The sequence below is a fragment of the Nostoc sp. 106C genome (assembly GCF_002154725.1).
In the GTDB taxonomy this organism is placed as follows: Bacteria; Cyanobacteriota; Cyanobacteriia; order Cyanobacteriales; family Nostocaceae; genus Aulosira.
Window position 1 is genome coordinate 26,008 of record NZ_MTAW01000202.1, and the last position, 21,696, is coordinate 47,703.

General features: G+C 41.8%; 17 protein-coding genes and 2 pseudogenes. 4 read left to right on the plus strand and 15 right to left on the minus strand.

Translation table 11 applies throughout. The annotated features are described in order from the left end of the window. Window positions 1–130 precede the first annotated feature (130 nt). Window positions 131–283 carry a hypothetical protein gene (locus BV375_RS37335; protein ID WP_166507569.1) on the minus strand — a complete coding sequence of 51 codons (153 nt, stop codon included), beginning with the start codon at window positions 281–283 and terminating at the stop codon, window positions 131–133. Between the two features lie 237 nt (window positions 284–520). Between BV375_RS37335 and BV375_RS30530 the strand changes: the two genes are divergently transcribed. Continuing rightward, entirely contained in the window at window positions 521–1,339 is an 819-nt protein-coding gene (locus BV375_RS30530; RefSeq protein WP_208096216.1) for a L,D-transpeptidase, read from the plus strand. Window positions 1,340–1,411: 72 nt separating this feature from the next. Here the strand turns inward: BV375_RS30530 and BV375_RS30535 are convergent, their stop codons facing one another. The 9 genes from BV375_RS30535 to fetB form a co-directional block, all read right to left on the minus strand. Next, entirely contained in the window at window positions 1,412–1,954 is a 543-nt protein-coding gene (locus tag BV375_RS30535) for a late competence development ComFB family protein (protein WP_086767514.1), read from the minus strand. A gap of 121 nt (window positions 1,955–2,075) precedes the next feature. After that, on the minus strand, window positions 2,076–3,011 hold the full coding sequence (locus tag BV375_RS30540) for a M23 family metallopeptidase (RefSeq protein ID WP_086767516.1): 936 nt from the start codon (window positions 3,009–3,011) through the stop codon (window positions 2,076–2,078). 294 nt (window positions 3,012–3,305) lie between these two features. Next, complete coding sequence (locus tag BV375_RS30545; protein ID WP_086767519.1) at window positions 3,306–4,295, minus strand: AEC family transporter; 990 nt, start codon at window positions 4,293–4,295, stop codon at window positions 3,306–3,308. A 249-nt stretch (window positions 4,296–4,544) separates the two neighbouring features. Beyond that, a complete protein-coding gene (locus BV375_RS30550; RefSeq protein ID WP_086767522.1) occupies window positions 4,545–5,243 on the minus strand; it encodes a DevA family ABC transporter ATP-binding protein in 699 nt (232 codons plus the stop codon). Between the two features lie 58 nt (window positions 5,244–5,301). Further along, window positions 5,302–6,474 (minus strand): ABC transporter permease DevC, encoded by a 1,173-nt coding sequence (gene devC / locus BV375_RS30555; RefSeq protein WP_086767525.1) that lies wholly within the window; start codon window positions 6,472–6,474, stop codon window positions 5,302–5,304. A gap of 43 nt (window positions 6,475–6,517) precedes the next feature. Beyond that, window positions 6,518–7,714 (minus strand): ABC exporter membrane fusion protein, encoded by a 1,197-nt coding sequence (locus BV375_RS30560; protein ID WP_086767571.1) that lies wholly within the window; start codon window positions 7,712–7,714, stop codon window positions 6,518–6,520. 494 nt (window positions 7,715–8,208) lie between these two features. Beyond that, window positions 8,209–9,471 (minus strand): hypothetical protein, encoded by a 1,263-nt coding sequence (locus BV375_RS30565; protein WP_086767527.1) that lies wholly within the window; start codon window positions 9,469–9,471, stop codon window positions 8,209–8,211. Window positions 9,472–9,785: 314 nt separating this feature from the next. Next, window positions 9,786–10,193, minus strand: a complete 408-nt coding sequence (locus tag BV375_RS30570) for a nuclear transport factor 2 family protein (protein WP_086767530.1) — start codon at window positions 10,191–10,193, stop codon at window positions 9,786–9,788. 50 nt (window positions 10,194–10,243) lie between these two features. After that, window positions 10,244–11,020 carry an iron export ABC transporter permease subunit FetB gene (gene fetB, locus BV375_RS30575; protein WP_086767532.1) on the minus strand — a complete coding sequence of 259 codons (777 nt, stop codon included), beginning with the start codon at window positions 11,018–11,020 and terminating at the stop codon, window positions 10,244–10,246. A 260-nt stretch (window positions 11,021–11,280) separates the two neighbouring features. Between fetB and BV375_RS30580 the strand changes: the two genes are divergently transcribed. Next, window positions 11,281–12,426: a DegT/DnrJ/EryC1/StrS family aminotransferase gene (locus BV375_RS30580; protein ID WP_086767534.1), complete on the plus strand. Its 1,146-nt coding sequence runs from the start codon at window positions 11,281–11,283 to the stop codon at window positions 12,424–12,426. Window positions 12,427–12,546: 120 nt separating this feature from the next. Here the strand turns inward: BV375_RS30580 and BV375_RS30585 are convergent, their stop codons facing one another. Then, window positions 12,547–13,296: a DUF561 domain-containing protein gene (locus BV375_RS30585; RefSeq protein ID WP_086767536.1), complete on the minus strand. Its 750-nt coding sequence runs from the start codon at window positions 13,294–13,296 to the stop codon at window positions 12,547–12,549. A 60-nt stretch (window positions 13,297–13,356) separates the two neighbouring features. After that, window positions 13,357–13,824, minus strand: a pseudogene (locus BV375_RS30590) (ATP-binding protein); the annotation flags it as partial. Window positions 13,825–14,041: 217 nt separating this feature from the next. Between BV375_RS30590 and BV375_RS30595 the strand changes: the two are divergent. Beyond that, window positions 14,042–14,542, plus strand: a complete 501-nt coding sequence (locus BV375_RS30595; RefSeq protein ID WP_086767538.1) for a hypothetical protein — start codon at window positions 14,042–14,044, stop codon at window positions 14,540–14,542. Between the two features lie 73 nt (window positions 14,543–14,615). Here the strand turns inward: BV375_RS30595 and BV375_RS30600 are convergent. The 3 genes and pseudogenes from BV375_RS30600 to BV375_RS30610 all read right to left on the minus strand — a co-directional run. Next, window positions 14,616–14,822: pseudogene (locus BV375_RS30600) on the minus strand (winged helix-turn-helix domain-containing protein); the annotation flags it as partial. Window positions 14,823–15,045: 223 nt separating this feature from the next. Continuing rightward, complete coding sequence (locus tag BV375_RS30605) at window positions 15,046–15,768, minus strand: DUF305 domain-containing protein (protein ID WP_086767540.1); 723 nt, start codon at window positions 15,766–15,768, stop codon at window positions 15,046–15,048. A 269-nt stretch (window positions 15,769–16,037) separates the two neighbouring features. Then, the gene (locus BV375_RS30610) at window positions 16,038–18,065 is read right to left on the minus strand and encodes a serine/threonine-protein kinase (RefSeq protein WP_086767573.1); all 2,028 of its coding nucleotides are present in this window, start codon (window positions 18,063–18,065) and stop codon (window positions 16,038–16,040) included. 164 nt (window positions 18,066–18,229) lie between these two features. On the opposite strand from BV375_RS30610, the gene BV375_RS30615 reads away from it, so the two are divergent. Further along, entirely contained in the window at window positions 18,230–21,631 is a 3,402-nt protein-coding gene (locus BV375_RS30615) for an NB-ARC domain-containing protein (protein WP_086767542.1), read from the plus strand. Window positions 21,632–21,696: the final 65 nt, after the last annotated feature.

Genomic DNA, 21,696 nt, shown 5'->3' on the forward strand with positions numbered 1-21,696 from the left:
ACTTAGGATGAAAAAGAGTATGACGGTTTTTTTCAAGACAGAAAAATATACAAAGTTTCAGATACGCAACATTTATCTAGTCACAAGGCAAGAATTTGTGTAATTGAGGTTGCTGTAACTGCTAGGACTTTTATTTATCTGGTATTGTGACTAAAATTGTTGCTGATGTTTCTGTGTGCTGCTGATAATTAGCACCAGTCTGATCTTGATTGGGTACACGAACTTGCAAAAAGAAATTAAGGGAAAATGTAATCGTGACTGCTAGCAATAGTTTTTCAAACATGGTCTCACTCCCACCCACACCATTAATGATTGATTGCTGCACCTCAAGAGTTCCAAGGAATGAAGTCTCTTATTTAGAGTTATTCTTACTGGGACTTCTGCATAGCCTTAGTGTGCCCACAGGTATTGGTAGATTGATAAGGAAACTAATAAGTATTGATAAATTTTTGATGAGTTAACAGTGAAGAAATCGAATTAGCCAACCGGATATGTCAGGGATCAAAAAAAGGTGGTGGCAATGGTAAGAAATGAATCTGTAACGCGGATAATAATGTGGCTCTGTTTTGGGACAGCAATTTTATCTTTGCTTGTCCATTGGCGCGTTATGACAACAGAACAGCAGTTTGAGCAGCTAGCCTCCACGAACAAAAGCCATGAGAAGTCATCTAAAGCAAGCCTAAAGGCAGCAAGCGCGTTGGGAGCATCTATACTTCCTAGCGAACGCACACAAAGAAGAGCTACACCCAAGTCCTCATCAACAAAGCTTCATAATAGTAAGCCGGGAACAGCCAGCACAAATGTAGCTCTAGGAACCGAAGAATCGCAAAAGACTAGCCTAGTCTTGCCAGAACAAAAACAGAACCCAATTATGTCTTTTCTGCCGCAGTCGCTGTTACCTCAAGCTTTGGCTCAACAAAAACTATTGAATACTGGTGGGCTGACATCCGGTAAGAGGCAAGTGGTAGTTGATTTAAGCGATCGCCGCGCCTATGTTTACCGCTCAGATGTCGTCATAGCCAGCTACCCTGTTGCTGTGGGTAAGAAAGGTTGGGAAACGCCTACAGGTACTTTTCAAGTCATGCACAAACAACATGACCCTATATGGCGTCATCCAATTACTAATAAAGTATTTGCACCTGGTACCGATAGTCCTCTGGGAGACCGATGGATTGGTTTTTGGTCAGATGGACATAATGAAATTGGGTTTCACGGTACCCCAGACACCAACGTTATGGGAAGTGCTATTTCTCACGGCTGTTTAAGAATGCGCAATCCTGATGTGCGATTGCTATACAAGCAAGTCAGCGTGGGGACAGCAGTGATAGTGCGTGAATAATTTGGCCAATAGTCCACAGTCAATGATCAATAGAGCCTTGACCCTTGACTGTGGACTATGGACTCTTGATGATTAAGATGATGATTTTTGCTCAAAAGTAGGTGCGTAGACTTGGAGCAAGTTACTAACTTGGCGTAAAACTTCGTTTCCAGTGCTTTTGCCCAATACTGGCGTTCTGTTGTCATTGGGTTGGTCAAGGTTACGACCAATCGCCTCACCTATTTGGTGAGAAATTAATTCTTGAAGTTCTGCCTTAGCCCTTTGGCGCTGGTAGTTAGCACCTTCTTCGGTAGTGGCGTATAGCGGGGGAAGACGATTAAGAGCGTAAGCAGCAATATCCCCAACGTCCAATGAGCTTTCACTAGTAGCTTCAATTTCTGCTACGCGGGCGATCGCTTCTGTTAGTACCAACTCTTCCATGACGTTAATGAATTGTTTGCGAGGTACCGCCACAACTTCGCCAGTCAGTAGCGCTCCCATTAGCCGATCCAGCGCCATATACTCTTCTATTGACAGTTCTGAGGCGTTATCACAGATACGCCCGACTTCTGCTTCCATTGCTGGTGTCAGATAACCATCCTGGAGAGCTTGTTCTACAATTTTTTCAATACTCATAACGCTAATCATCTTTAAGCCACCGCAGCAAGGTAGGGACGGTACCAATCTAGTTTATTTTGCCTAATTATAGGCAAAAAAATATACAATTTATGTACAGTCGCAATCAATCTTGTCTCTGCTATTCAACAACCTTAGTGCGCCAAGGTGTTGGATCAACAGATAACCCATTGACATACAGACCCCAGTGTAAATGTGGACCAGTAGCAGCACCTGTTGAACCTACTGCGCCAATTAACTGACCCGCTTTAACAAAATCGCCTTCTTTGACATTAATGCGACTTAGGTGCATGAAAATACTTGTCACTCCTTGACCGTGATCAATACCAACTACATTACCGTGAACCCGGAACCCTTGGGATACTTTGCCTACCAAAGCAACTTTTCCCGCGGCTGGGGCAACTACGGGTGAACCCGCTGCACCAGCGTAGTCAACGCCACGATGATAATAATCATCTGCAAATTTACCATTATAGTAGCGGCGTACACCATAAATTGTACTAATCCGTCCACCATTTGGTTTCAAAAAAGTGCCACTCCAATACTTTTGAGGAGTTTGTAGAGCTTTGAAAGCTGCTACACGTTTGAGTTCAAACTCTGTAGCATCTACTCCGGCTTTTCCTGGTGGTAAATTAATGCGTTGTACGGGAAATGTACGTTTTCCTACTTGTACTGATAAGTTTTGCACCTGTCCATCCCCTGAAATCCGGAGTGTTCTGGTTCCAGCTTTTTCCAAGGGAGTTGTGGGGATCAAAGCCCGATATTGATTGGGTGCAATTTTAAATGCAGGGTAAGTCTTATCGCCGCTAATTACTGTTGGATTGTTAGCATTCTCAGGATTATCTAAATTAATCATCACCGAGACTGTATCCCCCAACTGAGGATTATTAGGATTTACTTGTACCTGCAATGCATCTACAGGCAATGCTAAAGAGACTGGCAAAGCCGCAAACATACCCATCAACAAATTTGCTGCACGGCAATTGGCTGTAAAACCTTTGATATTAAAACCAATCAATTTTTTTTGAAAATTATTAGTGCGATCCTCGATATTCATAGAGCCACAAAAAACTTTACTTCTGTGGACAACAGACTAGCTTACTACTACTCGTGTTTCCCAATTGAAGTAAATGTTTTGTAAAAAGATAAATCTCAGTAAATTGTCCAGAGACTAAACCCTAATTGCCGTATTGTCAAGAATCGGGAACGATAATTAATCTAACTGTATTAGCTAGCTGAGAGTACTAATGTGTAGCCTAAGGCAAATCTATGCAGGGAACAAAGCTTAGTTTAACTGTTTTTTAAGTTTAATTTATCACTCCTAGGAATTATTTTTATACTGTTACAAATTTTAGCCAAACCAGGCAAGCCACAAAGGAAGTGCTAGCAGTAATCCCACAAAAGTTAAGGCAATACTGCTCGCCAATAAATTCCGATCTAGGTCATAAACTTCTGCCAAAATTAATACAGAAAGCCCTGTGGGTGTACCGGACATCAGCACTAGTACCAAACGTGCTTCGCCAATCACACCTAAATAGGTAGCACTTAATCCTACTAGTATAGGTATAATGACAACTTTCAACATACTGGCAACTAAAGCCATTTTTAGGCTTTTCCAGCCCTTCATTGCTTTCATCCGCAGACCAACCAGCAATAAAGCAAAGGCGATTACTACCCAAATAGCTTGTTCTAGCCCTGACTCAACCACTTCAGGCAATTTGATAAATTGGGTATTTAAGCCAATAAAAAATGACCACAAACTAGGGACGGTTAACAAATCCCGCAACTGAATCCACCAATGGTTTTTGGTTTGTTTGTTGCCAAAATAGCTAGCGATTAAAACAGCAATACCGTAAGTGCCCACAACGTTGTTGGTGACGCTGAATAATACTGCCCAGTCCATATTTGCTGGGCCAGTCAGCACCTGAGCCAGTGTCAATCCGACGAAGCCTGTATTGCCTAAAATGGTAGCCAAAATAAAACTACCTAAACTTGCCCGTGCTAAGGAGTTTACGCTGGATAAGGAAGTTTCGACAGGCAAATCTAAACTGACCTGTTCTGGTTGCACTTTTCGACTTGCTACAGATTGCAATCCCCACCAAATTAGCAATGCTAGGAAAAGACTCAGCAGTAATATGGCCACTGCGATCGCAGGTATTAGTCCACCATGAGATAAATCAGTGTGACGTGCTAGCACGAAAAGTTGTAGAGGAACTCCTACCCAGTAAAGCCCGTACCCTAGTAATTTGAGAAAACTATCGGGGATAAACCGAGACAGTAACAGTCCTAAGCCAATCCAGGTGAACAAAGGAGTATAAGCATGGAACAGGTTTTCAATCATCGTACATTTGGCACCTTTATTTCGGTGTCAGAAGGATTGCTGTTGCCAACAGAACCGCATAGGTTCTTTTTCTAATGCCAAATTGTTGAGGCTCCTTAGTACTCTATCAAAGAAAGTTTGACTGTTAGTTAGGAAACATTTGAGGATCTTGGTAGGGTCTAGAAATATCCAGCGCCTGTGCTGTGGCTATTAAAACCTTCTTGCCACAATTGGTAATTAAAATAAAAAATTATTATTGATTTTATATTTTTAATTGGCAATTTTAACTTTTGACTTTAAGTTTCCGTCCTCTAGATGCACAATGCGATCGGCAATATCTAAAATCCGGTTGTCATGCGTAACCATGAGGATAGTACAGCCTTGTTCTTGAGCCAACTTCTGCATCAAATTGACCACATCTCGACCCGACTGACTATCAAGAGCAGCGGTAGGTTCATCAGCTAAGACAATTTGCGGATAACTGACTAGAGCACGAGCGATCGCTACTCGTTGTTTTTGTCCTCCCGATAGCTGATCGGGGTAGTAATGCAGCCGATGTCCTAATCCTACGTGCTCTAGTATTTGGGCTGCACGAATGCGCATTTCAGATAATTCAACATACTGGTGCAGTTCCAAGCCCATTTTGACGTTTTGGATTGCTGTCAAGCTACCATGCAAATTGTGAGCTTGAAAAATATAACCGTTACGGCGTCTAGCTTCTACTAATTCCTGAGCACTAGCACCGCAAAGTTCTCGCCCTAAGACCTGCAAACTACCAGACTGGGGAGAACGCAACCCACCCACCAAGGTCAGAAGTGTCGTCTTACCAGATCCAGATGGTCCTGTCATGATGATAATTTCACCACTGTTAATCTCTAAGTTGATATTGAACAAAACTTGCTTGCGGAGTTGACCGTGACCAAAGTAGTGGTCGAGATTGCGGATCGAGATCGCTGGTTTGCTAGCCATAAGTAGGAACTAAGGATCGCAGGGGATGAGGGGGCAAATGATCAATGACAAATTGCATTTAAAACATATCAGCGGGGTCAGCAGACTGTAACTTACGAGTAGCGATCGCCCCAGAAATGGCACACATAATAATAGTCAGAAATAGTACATATAAAGCCCTGGCCGCAGTCATGTACATTGGTAAGTTGGTGGCATTGCAAGTTAGATAATAAAGTACCAAAGATACTGCTGTTCCGGGGATAAAGCCTAAAATAGCCAAAATAACTGCCTCTTCAAACACCACAGTTAGCAGGTATAAATTGCGATAACCCATTGCTTTGAAAGTGGCATATTCTCTCACATGGGCATTCACATCCGTAGAGAGAACTTGATAAACAAGAATCACTCCTACGGAAAAACCCATCGAAACACCCAAGTTAAAAATAAATCCAATGGGAGAGTTTCTTCGCCAAAAGTCATTCTCAAATTCAATGAATTCTTCATGAGTCAGCACTTTGACCTCATTTCCCAGATGAGATTTTAACGCTGCTACTACCTGCCGGGGATCAATACTGGGTTGCAACTGAATTAAACCGACACTGACATTGCCGGCTAGTTGTCGGGGAAATAGCCGCAGAAAGTTCTCATCGCTAGTCATCAAAGTGCCATCAGCCCCAAAGGAAGCCCCGACTTTAAATAAACCACTAATTGTTACCGTCCGGCGTTCAATTTCAGTCTTTACAGGCTTACCCTGTTCCAGTTGGGCAATTGTTTTTTGGTATTCTCCTCTAGCGCCACGATCGAACAAGACGGTATATGGTTGTTTAATTGTCTGTAATTGTTGATTAACTTCTGGTAAATCAAAAGTTGGCTTGTCTGGATTGAACCCAATCACAAGAATCTCTGTGTCACGTCGTGTTTGGGGATTTTTCCAAATCATCGTGCCAATATAAATTGCCTCTGCTGACTTCACCCCAGGTATATCCATAGCTTGGTAAAGTCGCCGTCGAGAAAAAGTAGATATTCTTTGCAGATTACGGGTTTGGGAGCCGATAACAACGATATCTGAGAGCAAACTGTGATGTAGTCTGGTGTTACTGTCATACAAAGCACTTTGAAAACCAAACTGCATGAACATCAGAACATCAGCAAAAGCAATACCTGACAATGCTACTAGCAGCCGACTTTTTTCATGACTTAGTTGTAGCCATCCTAGAGGTGTTCGTCGTCGCAGTTGTTGGATGAGTCCCATTATTGAAAGTGCTGAGTAACGAGAGCTGAGTTCTGAGTAAATGTCATAGTTCAATGACAACTTTGACTTGCATATTGGTAAACTTGGCAGCTTTCTGGCTGGAATTTGAATCTAGCCGCACATGAACTTCAATGACTCGGCCATCAATGTTGCTAGAAGGGTCAGTATTGATAACATTTTGCCGTCGCACCTGTAAGCCTACCCAATCTACTTTTCCCTGCAATTCATGAGGGAGAAATTCATTAACTACTCGTACTTGCTGTCCTGGATGTACTTTGCTGATATCGCTTTCGTAAACCTCGGCTACAGCATACATCTGGTTGGTTTGTCCAATATTGGCGATACCATCATCTGAGACTATTTCTCCTGGACGGCTGTGAATCTCGAATACTTGTCCATCTTGGGACGATCGCACGTAAGCTTGTTGTAAATTTGCTTTTGCTAAATTCATGGCGGCTTCGGCCCGATTTACTTCTGCTTTAGCTGCTGCAACGTCTACACTGCGAACTTCACTAATTTGCTCTAAATTGGCTGTGGCTTCTTTAATTTGTTGTTGACTAGCTGATTGAATTTGCTCCAACTGTGCTTGAGCTTCTTGCAGACTTTTACGAGCACTTTCTAGAACCAGGCGTTTGCTATCTTTTTGCGAGGCGGAAACTGCTCCTTGTTGATACAACTGCTGATAGCGGTTGTCTTCGGTTGCGGCGTTTTTCACTTGAGCCTGCAAGCTGGCGACTGTGGCGATTTGTGATGCGATATTGCCTTTGCGTTCTGCTGTTATGCGAGCGATCGCAGCTTGTTGAGCTACAATTTCACTACGTTTGACTCCTGCTTGTATCTTAGCTAGATTCGCTTGAGCTACTTTTACTTGTTCTTGGACTTCTTTTAAGGCTGCTTGCAGGTGATCGCGACTGTCTAAGATGGCAATTACCTGATTTTTTTTAACTTTATCTCCTTCCTTCACCAACAACTGCTCTACCCGGCTCCCTTGTGTAGAGACAGTAGCAGACAGTTTAATTACCTCTCCCTTTGGCTGTAGTCTACCCAAGGCTGTTACCGTTTTAATTTCTGGTATTTTTTTGGCTGCTACTTCTGCGTTTGAATTGCCAGAGTATTGCAAACGTTTCATTGTATAAAAGCTGATTCCGCCAACCAATAAAGATGCAATTATACTGATCAAAACGGATGGACGCAGAATAGACTTAGGGGACAATCTGTACCCTAACTTTGAATTTTGCACCATAGATTACCTCTTACTGGTGGCGCAGAAAATCTGAGTTTTGCAAGCAACTAATTTTTTGACGCCCTGAATTCTGCACAAGGAATCGGCTATTTTTGTTACCTAGCCTTTAGCTTCTATTTAATTAGTCAGCTAATGTTGTTTAATTTTTATATATTTCGACTCCATATAAATTTGGAATTTTTGACCAGTGAAATACATAACATGATGAGGTCTCAAGATAAAACAAAAACAAGCCTCTCTAAAGGATGAAAGACTTATTTCTAGGTAAACTACTTTTGTTTTGTTAAAGTCTTGATGTATATTAGACGCTTTAAATTAGGCTGGCTGTAACAGCGCCAACAATCACGGATAAATAACTAAATTTCATAACTTTTATAAATTTATATATTTATTTAAAAACTAGAAAAATTTTAGTATTCGTTTGAATGAGGTATGTAAGCAAGAGCACAACATTGTTGTGCTCCTAAGAAATATGTACGGTTTGTTTTTAATTACTTGCGAATCCCATCATTATCAATGGCACTGTAACTTTCACTGCTCATCAATCCCAACCAAGGATCGGAACTCGGTGTTAAAAACAATTCGCTGTAAACTTTTTCATTCAATGCACTCACATCATTTGTTTTATTACCTTGCATAAACCACTGATGAATTTTACTGTGCAGCGTATATTCATTTCTCACAGTATCTAATGCCATTGCTGCTTCAAAATTGCTAACAACACGCTGTAAATTATTAGGATTGTTTGCTTGAAAACGTTTGCTACCTATTAAAGTCACACTGTTATTATCTAACTTTGCATCTTTTGTGTAGAGTTGAGCAATTCGTTGCCATGTGGCCGAGTCAGTAATGTCTTGGAGTGCTGCTTGATTATTAGTAGCAGAAGCGATATTTCGTAGTAGAGGAGATTCGACTCGCATCTTGGTAACAGCTAGCGTACCAGCAACGGCCGCGTTGGGTGTTTGATTATCATCAGACATTTCCACAAGGCGAGGGAGATTTTTAATACCTAGTTTTGCTAAATCTGCTCCCCATTGACGTTGAGTAGATGCTAATTGTTTGCGATGATAGTCACGTAAAAAGCTGACGCGGGCTACACCTTGGGAATTGGTATATTCTTTAACTGCTTTTTCACCAGCAACTAACTGACGTAAGAACGCTTGCGGCCCGTACAAACCAGGAATGGCATCGACTGGCTCGCCCGAACTGTCTAAGATGTAGTGAATGCTATTACCTGTAAGGGTACGTTCTAGCTTACGACCATCACCAAAATCTACCGTAACTTTGGGTACAGGACGAACAGATTGCCAATGGAGAATATAGCGATCGCGCAAGAATTGGGAAATTTCTCCATTCGGATATAAAGAAACACGGAAAAAGCGGCTGTTAGCACAACTTAAATCTTGGTCAAGATTTCCTAACAAACGCAGTGAGAGGATAGGTTTATTACTAGCTTTAGCGGCGACTTTAGCTTGTTCTAAATCGGTATACCAATAAAGCTTAGAAGCGTAGCAATCCCTTTGCTGGCAAAGCTGATCTAAAGCCTCACGCATCTGCGGTGAAGGGTTTTTAAGTTCTTGTGCGTGAGTATTAAGAAATTTTTCTAAACCACGTGGCCCTTGCGATCGCAGTACCGCAACTTCTTGTATTAGTTGCACATTGTTTGTGCTGGGAGTTTTAGTATAGGCAGTTTGTGACAAACCTACACTAATCAAGGCGAAAGCTACTGCTGTATTAATAGATTTAAGTTTCATATTTTTATTGGCTGATCCATGAAGTTTTTTATAAGTAAATACGACTTTAGAGGTAGTAATTAGTTCCACTATAGAAGCAAGATGGTACCAAAACTACAACTCAGCCTGAAACTATATATTATATTGGTCAATTATTTTGACTAGTAGTCAGTTTGATTTAATTTGAGTGAATAAATACTAATTGTGTAGTTTATTTAAGCAATGTGTACGACTGAATTTTGAGTTGCAATTTGAAAACCTCGGCTGTCTAGTCATGTTCCTCAACTTAGCGGCATCACTAGACTTAGTTGAGGACATAATTTTGTATTTTTATCTTAGAACGGTTCAAAACAGTCATATGTCCTCTGGCGAACTATTTTGCCATCTTCAAATTCAATAAATTGAGCGAAATAAGCTTTCATCTGTCCTCCAGATGGAATTTGCCCAATTGGAACCGCAATTTTGGCTGTCCAGATTGTTTCTAAAATTACTGTGTTACCTATAACATAAGATTTTTGAATATCAAAATTTTGGCTGATTATTACTTCTTTCCCTCTTAATGAGGCTGCCTTTAAATCATTGAGATTTCTCTTAGCTCCATTAGGTATTAGACGATTAGGATATTCTATCTGCTCTACTGATTGAGAATAAAAGATAGCAAGTTCCTCCGCTGTTTTACCTTCTTCTATGGCTTTAAGATAATTTTTCGTGATTTTTAATAAGTCTTGCTGTTCATCTGTCATATTTATTCTTGTTGATTCATACTGAAATACATCGGAAAGTCGAATTCTCATCACCCGATCAACTGTGCTGCGGAGCTAAAAAATTGACGGCATAATCCTCGCGTGACTAATAGTGTTGTGAGCAAGTTAGCAAAAGCAACCATGAATAACAGCAAAATTTCGTAGGATACAGCATCGGGAGGTTTAGCTCCAGCTAATAACTGTCCAGTGGTGATACCTGGGAGTGCAACCATACCAATGAGCATCATTTGATTTAAAGTAGGAATCAATCCGGCGCGAATGGCTTCTGTGCGATACTGGCTAATGGCTTGCTGAGGAGTTGCGCCTAAACTTAAGTGGGTTTCAATTTCTAAATGCGATGTATTGATAGTATTTACCAGACGTTCTCCGGCGATCGCAGCTGCATTCATCGCATTACCTAAAACTACCCCAGCTAAAGGAATCATATACCTGGGTTCGTACCATCTTTCTGGTTGCACAATCAAAAATATGCTGTAAAGCACAGTTAAGGCTGTACTGATAAAAATTGACCCCCATACCCAAAGCAATACACGGGGAAGTTTTTGACTGATGCGGTTTCGTGCGACAATCGCCGTAATCGTCAGCATGATTGCTAGAATCGCCAAAACTGCCCAAACATTGTCTACAGCAAAGATGAAGTCTAAAACGTATCCCAAGACAAGTAGCTGGAGAATAGTTCTCCCAGTAGCGAAGAGGAAGTTTAACTCTAATCCTAATTTTTCCCAAGCGGACAAACCAACTGCGATCGCCATTAAGCCGACAGCGACCGCCAAATCAGCCAAATCTAGTTTGATTAGCTCTTGCATTGGTTATCTACCTCCTGAGATTCTATTTTCAGAACAGTCTACACATTTGGAACTTAGCTTCTAGGTGTTAGCTCTTGGTTGATATACAATACCTTTTTTGCAGAAATCATGTTAGCCTGCCTTATAAAATAATTCCGGTATAAACCCTCAGCGATGCGTATTTTCAGCGACAGTCTTACCTGACTTTTTGATTAAAAATTCAATCAGCAACAATTGACCGTCGAAGTGCATCTTTTGTATTTCCAGATCAATAAAAACTCATGATCCAAAGTGTAAATTCCGTCCCTGCCTTTGATATTAAACAGCAATACTCTACTCTAGAAGCAGAGGTGAGTGCGGTTGTATTAGAGATTCTGGCTTCTGGTCGTTATATTGGTGGGCCTGTAGTAGAAGGCTTTGAAAAACAGTTTGCCGCTTATCATGGTGTAACTGAATGTGTAGCTTGTAATTCCGGTACTGATGCACTTTTTCTCTCGCTACGCGCTTTGAATATTGGTGCAGGTGATGAAGTAATTACGACAACTTTCACCTTTATCGCTACAGCTGAAGTCATTAGTGCTGTAGGTGCCAAGCCAGTTTTTGTCGATATTGATCATACGTTTAATCTCAATTTACAGCAGGTAAAAGCGGCAATTACACCCAAAACTAAAGCCATTATCCCAGTTCACTTATTTGGACAACCTGTAGATATGACGGCGCTGATGGCGATCGCTCAATCTCACAATTTGGCAGTAATTGAAGATTGCGCTCAGTCTACAGGAGCAAGTTGGGGGAATCAAAAAGTTGGCAGCATTGGGCACATTGGATGCTTTAGTTTTTACCCCACTAAAAACCTTGGTGGTTGTGGCGATGGCGGTGCAATTACCACTAATGATCCAGAGATTGCTAGCCAACTGCGAGTACTAAGGGATCATGGCAGCAAAGTTCGCTACATTCACGAGGAAATTGGTGTCAATAGCCGCTTAGATGCAATACAAGCCGCGATTTTGGAGATTAAACTACGTCATCTGGATAATTGGAATGAACGGCGACGGGCGATCGCAGCTTATTATCACCAGTTCCTCAGCCAAGTTCCCGGTATCATCGCTCCTGAAGAATTAGCTGGGGGCGTTGGAGTATGGAATCAATACACGATTCGCATTTCTGGCGAAGGGCGAAACGGTGCTACCGCCAAATATCGCGATTCAGTGCGTCAGCAATTGCAGGAACGGGGCGTGAGTTCAATGGTTTACTACCCCTTGCCTTTACATTTGCAACCAATTTATCAAAATTTGGGCTATCAACCAGGGCAATTACCAGTAGCAGAGCAAATCTGTCATGAGGTGATATCTTTACCTATGTTCCCAGAACTGACACAAGAACAGCAAGACCAGGTGATTTATGCCCTGAAGGATTGTTTGGGGTAAGAAAAGCGGGGGGAGCAGGGGAAGCTGGGGAAGCTAGCGGAGAAGGAGGACAAGGAAGAGATGGAACAGAATTATTCTTGCTTCCAATCCTTAATCCTCAATCCCCAGACTACTCAGAACTTAGAACTCAGCACTCAGCACTTTTGTTGTTGCCAAGGCTTCTACAATGCTACGAACAGCGGCAATCATGGCTACTTCGCTGTTGAGTTGGTTAATCGCAGAACCAACACCAACACCAGCTGCACCGGCGGCGATCGCTAGTGGTGCTGTAACGCTAGAAATGCCGGAAGCACACAATACTGGTACTGAAACTGCCCGGGAAATCTCAAAAGCTGCCGCCAAGGTGGGCGCAGCTTTTTCAATTAAGCCCAAGGTTCCAGGATGTGCTGGATTGCTGCTGGTGCCGCCTTCGGTTTGGATAATATCAGCGCCAGCTTTCACTAATTCCTCAGCCAGTTGTACTTGTTGATCTAGTTCCAGGATGTGGGGAACAGTCACAGATAGAGTAATTTCTGGTAGCAAGGCACGAGTTTGGTGAGTTAGCGCTAAAACTTCCTCAGCTTCAAATCTCCGTCCTTGAGCGTAGAAAGAATCAAAATTCCCAATTTCAATCAAATCTGCACCAGCTGCCACAGCTTGCACAAATTTTTCTGGCTCTACTGCTGATACGCAGATTGGTAAATTGGTCAACTTTTTCGCTAATTTTACTAAAGCAGCATCAGCAGCGATATCAACAAAAGTAGCACCGCCCAGATCGGCGGCTTTGATAGTAGCGGCGACGCGATCGCTATCAAAGTTATTTAAACCGCTGATCGCTTTCAGAACACAGCGGTTGGCAAAAGCACGTTGAAGAGATAAATGCATTGTCATACTTCGTTGTTTGAAGCTACGAAAATTAGGTATATTCTACCGTCACGAAGTTGTCCTTTGTCATTTGTATCCCTTATTTCCCTTGTCTTCCTTTGCCATTCCCCAATTCGGGCGGATATCGAAGGGTAACTTAACTGTAAAAGTGCTACCTTTACCTAATTCGCTTTGCACATCTAAGCTACCGTAGTGTGCTTGAACAATTGCTTGAGCGATCGCTAATCCTAACCCAGAACCGCCAGTGCTGCGAGAGCGATCACTATTCACTCGGTAGAAGCGATCAAAAATCTGCGTCAACTCTGGTTGGGGTATACCAATTCCTGTATCTTGCACCTGAATCACGGCATAATGATCACTGCGGCCTAAGCAAACTGTTACCTTTCTTCCTGATGGGGTGTATTGAATGGCATTGACAATTAAGTTAGAAAATAGACGGTAAAGCTGATCTTGATTGCCAGTAACATTCAGTGGATTGGAAACCCGAATCGAAGATGTGAGTGTAATATTAGATGCGATCGCCAAAGCTGCAAATGCTTAAAATTACAGCCATAACCAGCGCGTACCACAATGCGAAACGCAAGCGAGTTTGCTGGAATAGTTGATTTTGATTCATAAGAAGATATTATTGCAGCCATGCAGTTTGAAGCTATGGAAGATAGTTTTAAATTTGAGAAGACAAGTAGAGTGTTATATCAATCCTGTAGATTTTGGGAAATCTTATAGGTAATAGCCTGATGGAGATTTTGATATGGATTACACCAGAAATAGCAACGCCAAAAAATTGACTACAGAACAAGTAAATATATTAAATCAGGTGTTTGATAGAGCGAGAGAGTTCGAGGTGCTAGACATGATTGAATATATTTGGCACGAAGCATCGAAGTTTTACTCATCTCCAAGAGTACACAAGAATTTAAGCGTCAGCTTTTGGGACAAAGATTTAACCCAGTTAGGTAAAAATGGTCAGCCGATTTATGTAGCAGCCTTCTATATGGGATGTGAATCTCATAATGAAAATCTGGAGATAGACAGTAATTATATTTATGTTTCTCTATCACCTAAAAGCCTTGCCCGTCTCAGTAGAAGAACCAAGCAAGATTGTTGGGTCTTTCTGGGGAAACAAACAGGTATTTTAAACTCTCCTCTTTGTCAATGGACTAGTCTTCCTGATTGGCGTTTTTTGCCTATAACGAGGATGGAACAAGCATCAACTTTTCTTAATGAACTCAAGGAATTTGTAGGTGTTTGATCACAAATAGAAAATCTTGACGCTCGCTTACCCAAAATGTTTAGAGGTTTTGGTATTGTTGTGGAAAAAAAACTTAGGATGATGCTGTAAGATTCAGAGGATAACCAACTCTATGCAAAGTTTCAATTATATTTTCGCAACCACTATTGGTTAGTTTGCGCCGCAGCAACCGCATTTGAGCAGCTACCACATTACTCACTGGTTCTGCACTGACTTCCCAAAGCTGATTGCGAATTTGTTCTGTGGTGACAATTTGGTTTAGGTGCTTCATAAAATACTCTTAAAAATGAAATTGGGATGAAATTTAGAAATGGCAAACTATAAGAAGATGCAATGTCTGGTAGGGGCACGGCACCAGTAAAATTATTTGAGGAGCCGAAATATTGTGGACGCCGTGCCCCTACAATTCGTCTTATCACTAATACATTAACAATGCATCGGCTTGCAATAAGAAATTAAAAACGAACCGCCAAGTATGCCAAGTACGCTAAGGGAACTTAGACTTACTTTTTGTACCAAGCTGTTCGCCACTGTTTCATTTGGTTAATTTCTGTATCTTGTGCTTTGATAATTGCTTGAGCTAAGTTTCTAATTTCAGAACGCTGCGATTTTTGCAAAGCATCTTTGGCCATAGTCACAGCTGCTTCATGGTGCGGAATCATCGCGTTGATAAAACGTAGGTCAAATTCTGCATCAGCTGCGCCTAAGTCCATGTTCATCATCATGGATTGCATTTGCTCGGATGACATCTCCACAGTCTGACTCTGTTGAGCATCATAAGCCATTGGTTTATCTCCAGCTTTGGGATACCAGGCTGTGCGCCAGTTTTTCATCTGGCTAATTTCTTGGTTTTGTGCTTTGATAATGTCGCCTGCTAGCTTTTTAATTTCTGGGCGTTTTGATTTTTGCTGTGCTTCCTTGGCCATGAGAGTTGCTCCCTGATGGTGCGGAATCATCGCATCAATGAAGCGTAAATCATAGTTAACATCGGCTGGGCCTAAATCCATAGCCATGCTGTGATTCATGCCATTACTGTGATGCATTCCACTGTCGTGGTTCATCGGTTGCTTGTCGCTAGTATCAGTAGCGGTGGTAGTAGCGTTTGGTGCTTGACTTCGGTTCTGAGACTCAGTTGTGGAACAAGCTGTTAACACGCTGCCAGAAAAAGAGGCGATCGCTATCAAGCTTAATGCCAAAAAATTGTTTTTCAAAGTCGGGAGTTGCATAAGAACGGTCTCAATAGTTTCCTGATTTCATTAAGCAATCTCTAGTTGGGTGGAGAGTCAAGCCCTCTGATAATTTTTCCTGAGATAATTGCTGATAACGTGGTTTTTTCACTCAAGTACATAGTTTGACAGCCAGAAATGAAATTATAGGGAAATCAGCAGTGAGTGCTTATTTTGCACAAATCCGAATAAGAATAAAAAACTACAGATGAACACCGATATTTATCTGTGTTCATCTGTGTTCATCTGTGGTTCAATATCCAAACAATCTACGGCAATTGCCAAATCTTAATAGTTTTATCTTTGCTACCGCTAACTAAGGTTTTGCCATCAGGACTAAAAGCGACAGCGTAAATCTCTGCTGAATGTCCTTTAAAAGTGTGTATTGCCTCGCCTGTATTCAGTTGCCAGACTTTCACCGTCTTGTCATCACTGCCACTGGCAATATATTCGCCATTGGGGCTAAAGGCGATCGCATTCACATCGGCTGTATGTCCCACAAAGGTGCGGATGTATTTCCCTGTATTTAGGTTCCACAGTTTGATGGTTTTATCATCGCTGGCGCTGACTAATATCTGGCCATTTGGGCTGATAGCTAAAGCATTGACATCTTGGGAATGACCGCGAATAGTATATATTTCCTTGCCAGTTTTTAGCTGCCAAATCTTGATAGTTCTATCGGCACTAGCACTGGCAATTTTCTCACCGTTGGGGCTGATGGCAACAGACAAAACTTCTCCTGTATGCCCCTTCAAGGTACGAATTTCTTTTCCTGTGTGGAAATCCCAGATTTTAATAGTTTTATCGTAGCTGCCACTGACTATAGTTTGACCATCTGAGCTAATGGCAACAGAATTTACTAAGCCTTGATGCCCTTTGATGGTGCGGATCTCGTCTCCGGTGTTGAGATTCCAGAGTTTGATAGTTTTATTTTGGTAACCTGCGATCGCAGTTTGAGCATCTGGGCTAATTGCCACAGTATAAACCCAGCCAGAATCAGCTTTGAGGGTGCGGATTACCTGTTTTTGTTTGAGATTCCAGATTTTAACGGTGTTGTCATCGCTACCACTAGCTAATATTCCTTCTTGTCCGATAGAAACTTGAGGTAATGGCAAAGTTGCCACATTTGTTTGTTTATCTTGGGAAGTACGAGATGAGGGAATCGGGCTAAAGGCGAGGGAATTGACTTCGCCCTCATGTCCAGTCAAGGGCAAACTTTGCCAATTTAGATATCCTCCTAATCCTACAAGTAGAATTGCACCAGCCATTAGTAGTTGATATGGCAACAAGTTTTTGGGCTTAATTATGTTGCTAATAGTAGTTGAAGCTGTCAGATTAATCCCTGAAACCTTTGATTTGACTACACGATCCTGTGGCACAGTTGCTGGTAGTGGTTGGTGTGGTAAATCTTCCAGAACTGCGTTTGCTGTCTGATAGCGATGCTCAATATCTTTTTGTAATAGCTTGTCTAAAACTCGGTCTAATTGTGCAGATATTGGATACTTTAAATGTTCTCGCCAGTTTGCTACCCAGCCATAGCCTGCTTCCATATAAAGATGCGATGGATGAGTTCCTGTTAACAGCGTAAAGCAAGTTACACCCAAACTGAATAAGTCGCTAGCTGGGTAAGCACAACCATACTTCATTTGTTCTAGTGGTGCGTAGCCATAGGAACCAATGCTGGTACCTGTATGTTCCAAAGAGTTTACTGTTAATAGCTTGGCGACACCAAAATCAATCAATACTAAATTTCCCCCTGTTCCTTTGGAGTGAGGGATGCGACGCATAATATTATCTGGTTTAATATCGCGGTGAATTACTTGATTTTCATGAACAAAATTTAAAACAGGTAATAATTCGGCTAAAAGTTCCCAAATTTTTGCTTCACTAAAAGTTCCCTGCTGTTGCAACTCTTGTCGTAAACTTTGTCCTTGGATAAACTGCTGTACCAGATACAGATAGCGATCTTCAGCAAAGTAAGCATACAAAGTGGGAATTTGAGGATGTTCTCCCAATTGTTGCAAACGCCGTGCTTCTTCGTGAAACAGTTCAGTTGCTTTATGTAGGGCGTTAGTTCCTTGAACTTGAGGCGCTAGCTGCTTAACAACGCAATGCTCTTTGAGCTTATCTTCGTCTTCTGCTAAGAAAGTTCTGCCAAATCCGCCGCCTCCCAGTGGTTGAATAATTCGATAGCGATTCCGCAGCAGGAGTATAAGTTTTATCCCACAACTCTGGCAAAAATTAGTGTCGTGTGGATTGATGGGTTGATTGCAACTGGGATTGAGGCAGTAGCTCATAGTTAAGTATCTATCAGCCATTGTAATCTATGATAAATACTTCCTGTGCATTTATTCGTATTTGCGATCGCTATTTTATTAAATCTATCTTCAAAGTAGACTGCCGCTAATTTACGAAAATGTTAAATTTATCAGAGCAATATCCTCAGTAGGGCATTGATAACATGGACCCTATCTCCGCTACTATCGGCTTTATTGTGGGCTTAATTGGCTTTATTGCTAGCACTGTGCAAGTTCTGGACTATATAGACAAACGGCGTGAGAAGCAGCTAGCAGTAGAACAGTCAGAAAAGACAAAACCGACTCCACAGTTAAAACCTCAAATCTCACATCGCGTTGATTGGGGCGAAGCAGTTGATGTCTCAGTTTTTTATGGTCGCGCTGAAGAACTTGCCAAATTGGAAAAGTGGGTTGTGCAAGAACGCTGTCGTGTAGTCGCAGTTTTGGGGATGGGGGGAATTGGCAAAACTTCTTTATCTATTAAGCTGGCACAAAAGATTCAAGGGGAGTTTGACTATGTTATCTGGCGCAGTCTCAGGAATGCGCCACCTATCCAAGATATTCTGGCAGACTTGATTAAGTTTATCTCTTATCAACAACAAACTGATTTACCCCAGGATGTGGGAGAGAGAATTTCTTTACTCATTGAGTATCTGCGCTCATCACGCTGTCTGCTGATACTAGATAATGCTGAGTCAATTTTTCAGTCAGGTGCTTTAGCATATCGAGAAGGCTATGAAGCTTATGGCGAGTTACTCAGACGCATTGGTGGTACAACTCATAAAAGTTGCTTAATCTTAACAAGTAGAGAGAAACCCCAAGAAGTTGCTGCATCGGAAGGAGAAACTTTGCCAGTGCGGGTTTTGCAACTGACTGGGTTAAAAGCGGTGGATGGAGAAGAAATTTTTCATACTCAAGGACTGTCAGGTACAAAAGTAGAACAAGTTAAACTTATCGAATTTTATAAAGGTCATCCGTTAGCATTAAAAATAATTTCTACCACAATTAAAGAATTATTTGATAGTAGTATTTCGGCATTTTTATCACAGGATACTGTAGTTTTTGGGGGTATACGCCAACTTTTAGACCAGCAATTTCATCGCTTATCAGATTTAGAAACAGAGGTGATGTATTGGCTAGCAATTAATCGGGAAGCTGTAGGAATTGCGGAATTACGCGAGGATATTGTTGCCTTACCATCCCAGTCAAATTTGATGGAGGCGTTGCAGTCATTAGTGAGAAGGTCGCTGATCGAAAAAAGTAATGCACTGTTTACGCTGCAACCTGTGGTTATGGAATATTTGAGCGATCGCTTAATTGCAGAAGTAGCAGAAAATATCATTGGTGGGGAAATTGCACTTTTCAATCGCTATGCTTTGATGAAAGCGACTGCCAAAGATTACATTCGAGAAGCCCAAATTCGCCTGATCATTAAACCCCTTGCCGAAAGGTTATTTAATTTACTAGGAAGCAATAAAAAAATTGAAAATAAGCTAACTGAAATTCTCTCAACTTTACAAGATAAATTTAACCATCAACCGGGATATATAGGCGGTAATATTTTAAATTTGCTTTGCTACCTGCAAACAGATTTAAGCAATTATGACTTCTCTAATCTGACACTTTGGCAGGCATACCTGAAGGGTGAAAATTTGCAGCAGCTAAATTTAGCTAATGCTGCTTTAGATAGATCAGTTTTTACAGATATTTTGGCGACTATTTTCTCAGTAGCATTCAGTCCCAATGGCAAGATTATCGCGACAGGTGATGCTAATGGCGAAATTCGCCTATGGCAGATTGAAGATGGTCAACAAATTTTAATTTGTAAAGGTCATACAGGTTTTGTGCGGTCAGTAGCGTTTAGCCCTGATGGTCAAACTTTAGCGAGTGGTAGTGTTGACCAAACAGTAAAACTCTGGTCGGTTAAAGATGGGAAATGCATCCAAACTTTACAGGGACATAGCGATCGCGTAGAGTCGATAGCATATAGTCCAGATGGTCAACTTTTAGTTAGTGGCAGTCGTGACCAAACTTTGAGACTATGGTCGGTTAATACTGGACAATGCTTAAAAGTTCTCCAGGGACATACTAATGAAATTTGGTCAGTAGCCTTCAGTCCGAATTGTAAAGCTGTAGCTAGTGCTAGTTACGACCAAACAGCGAGGCTGTGGTCAGTCAGCGACGGTCAATGCTTGCAAGTTTTCCAGGGACATACAGATAAACTGCGGTCAGTAGCATTCAGCCCCGATGGTCAAATTTTGGCTAGTAGCAGTTATGATGCCACAATTAGGCTATGGTCGCTGAGTACTGGACAATGCTTGCAAGTACTGCATGGTCATAGTAATCGGGTATTGTCAATTAACTTTAGCCCTGATAGTCAAACTATAGCTAGTGGTAGTTACGACCAAACAGTGAGACTATGGTCAGTCAGCGACGGTCAATGTTACCAAATTCTGCAAGGACATAGCGATCGCGTCTGGTCAGTTGCATTTAGTCCCGATGGTAAAATCTTAGCCAGTGGTGGTTATGACCAAACAGTAAGGCTGTGGTCAGTCAGCGATGGTCAATGCCTCAAAGTTTTTCAAGGTTACATTAATGGTGTGGAGTCAGTCGCCTTCAGCCCCGACGGTCAAACCTTAGCTAGTGGTGGTTTCGACCAAAAAGTGAGGCTTTGGACACTCGATAATAATCAATGCCGCAAAACTTTAAACGGACATACTCAGCAAGTACGGTCAGTTGCTTTCAGCCCTAATGGAGAGATTGTAGCTAGTAGCAGCAATGACCGAACAGTTCGGCTATGGTCTTTGAGTTCTGGTCAATGCTTGCAAGTTTTAGTAGGACATACTCATAAAGTTCTGTCGATAGCATTTAGCCCCAATGGTGACATTGTAGCTAGTGCTTCTAATGACAGTACAATCAGGCTATGGTCAGTTAGTGATGGTAAATGCCTCAAAGTTTTACAGGAAAATACTAAGGAAGTATGGGCAATAGCATTCAGCCCTGATGGGCAAACTTTAGCCAGTGCTGGTTATGACCCAACCGTAAGGCTATGGTCAGCCAATGACGGTGAATGCTTCAAAGTTTTACAGGGACACACTGGCCAAGTTGGGCCAATAGCATTCAGTTCAGATGGGCAACTTTTCGCTAGTGGCGGTAATGACCAAACAGTAAGACTATGGTCGCTCAAAGATGGTAAATGTCTGAAAGTTTTCCCAGGACACACTAATTGGATTTGGTCAGTTGCTTTTAGTCCCGATGGTAAAACCTTAGCCAGTGGCAGTGATGACCAAACACTGCGACTATGGTCAGTGAATGACGGTAAATGCATTCATACTTTACAGGCACATATTAATAGAGTTTGGTCAGTCGCATTTCATCCCGATGGACAAACTTTAGCTAGTGGTAGCGGCGATGGGACGATTAAATTATGGAATGTTAACACTGGTGAGTGTCTCAAAACCCTGCAAGTTGAGAGACCTTATGAAGGCATGAATATTACCGGGGTTACAGGCTTAACCGAAGCCCAGATAGCTACGCTGAAAGCATTGGGGGCGGTGGAGAAGTAAAGCAAAAGAAATTATCTTTGTTGTTCGTGAATGAGTCTTTGACACTCGTGAACGAGTCTTTGATA

What these genes read in the sequence shown, in the direction of transcription:
- BV375_RS37335 (WP_166507569.1), bottom strand. Translation starts at nt 283, where the DNA reads ATGTTTGAAAAACTATTGCTAGCAGTCACGATTACATTTTCCCTTAAT.
- BV375_RS30530 (WP_208096216.1), top strand. Translation starts at nt 521, where the DNA reads ATGGTAAGAAATGAATCTGTAACGCGGATAATAATGTGGCTCTGTTTT.
- BV375_RS30535 (WP_086767514.1), bottom strand. Translation starts at nt 1,954, where the DNA reads ATGAGTATTGAAAAAATTGTAGAACAAGCTCTCCAGGATGGTTATCTG.
- BV375_RS30540 (WP_086767516.1), bottom strand. Translation starts at nt 3,011, where the DNA reads ATGAATATCGAGGATCGCACTAATAATTTTCAAAAAAAATTGATTGGT.
- BV375_RS30545 (WP_086767519.1), bottom strand. Translation starts at nt 4,295, where the DNA reads ATGATTGAAAACCTGTTCCATGCTTATACTCCTTTGTTCACCTGGATT.
- BV375_RS30550 (WP_086767522.1), bottom strand. Translation starts at nt 5,243, where the DNA reads ATGGCTAGCAAACCAGCGATCTCGATCCGCAATCTCGACCACTACTTT.
- devC (WP_086767525.1), bottom strand. Translation starts at nt 6,474, where the DNA reads ATGGGACTCATCCAACAACTGCGACGACGAACACCTCTAGGATGGCTA.
- BV375_RS30565 (WP_086767527.1), bottom strand. Translation starts at nt 9,471, where the DNA reads ATGAAACTTAAATCTATTAATACAGCAGTAGCTTTCGCCTTGATTAGT.
- BV375_RS30570 (WP_086767530.1), bottom strand. Translation starts at nt 10,193, where the DNA reads ATGACAGATGAACAGCAAGACTTATTAAAAATCACGAAAAATTATCTT.
- fetB (WP_086767532.1), bottom strand. Translation starts at nt 11,020, where the DNA reads ATGCAAGAGCTAATCAAACTAGATTTGGCTGATTTGGCGGTCGCTGTC.
- BV375_RS30580 (WP_086767534.1), top strand. Translation starts at nt 11,281, where the DNA reads ATGATCCAAAGTGTAAATTCCGTCCCTGCCTTTGATATTAAACAGCAA.
- BV375_RS30585 (WP_086767536.1), bottom strand. Translation starts at nt 13,296, where the DNA reads ATGACAATGCATTTATCTCTTCAACGTGCTTTTGCCAACCGCTGTGTT.
- BV375_RS30595 (WP_086767538.1), top strand. Translation starts at nt 14,042, where the DNA reads ATGGATTACACCAGAAATAGCAACGCCAAAAAATTGACTACAGAACAA.
- BV375_RS30605 (WP_086767540.1), bottom strand. Translation starts at nt 15,768, where the DNA reads ATGCAACTCCCGACTTTGAAAAACAATTTTTTGGCATTAAGCTTGATA.
- BV375_RS30610 (WP_086767573.1), bottom strand. Translation starts at nt 18,065, where the DNA reads ATGAGCTACTGCCTCAATCCCAGTTGCAATCAACCCATCAATCCACAC.
- BV375_RS30615 (WP_086767542.1), top strand. Translation starts at nt 18,230, where the DNA reads ATGGACCCTATCTCCGCTACTATCGGCTTTATTGTGGGCTTAATTGGC.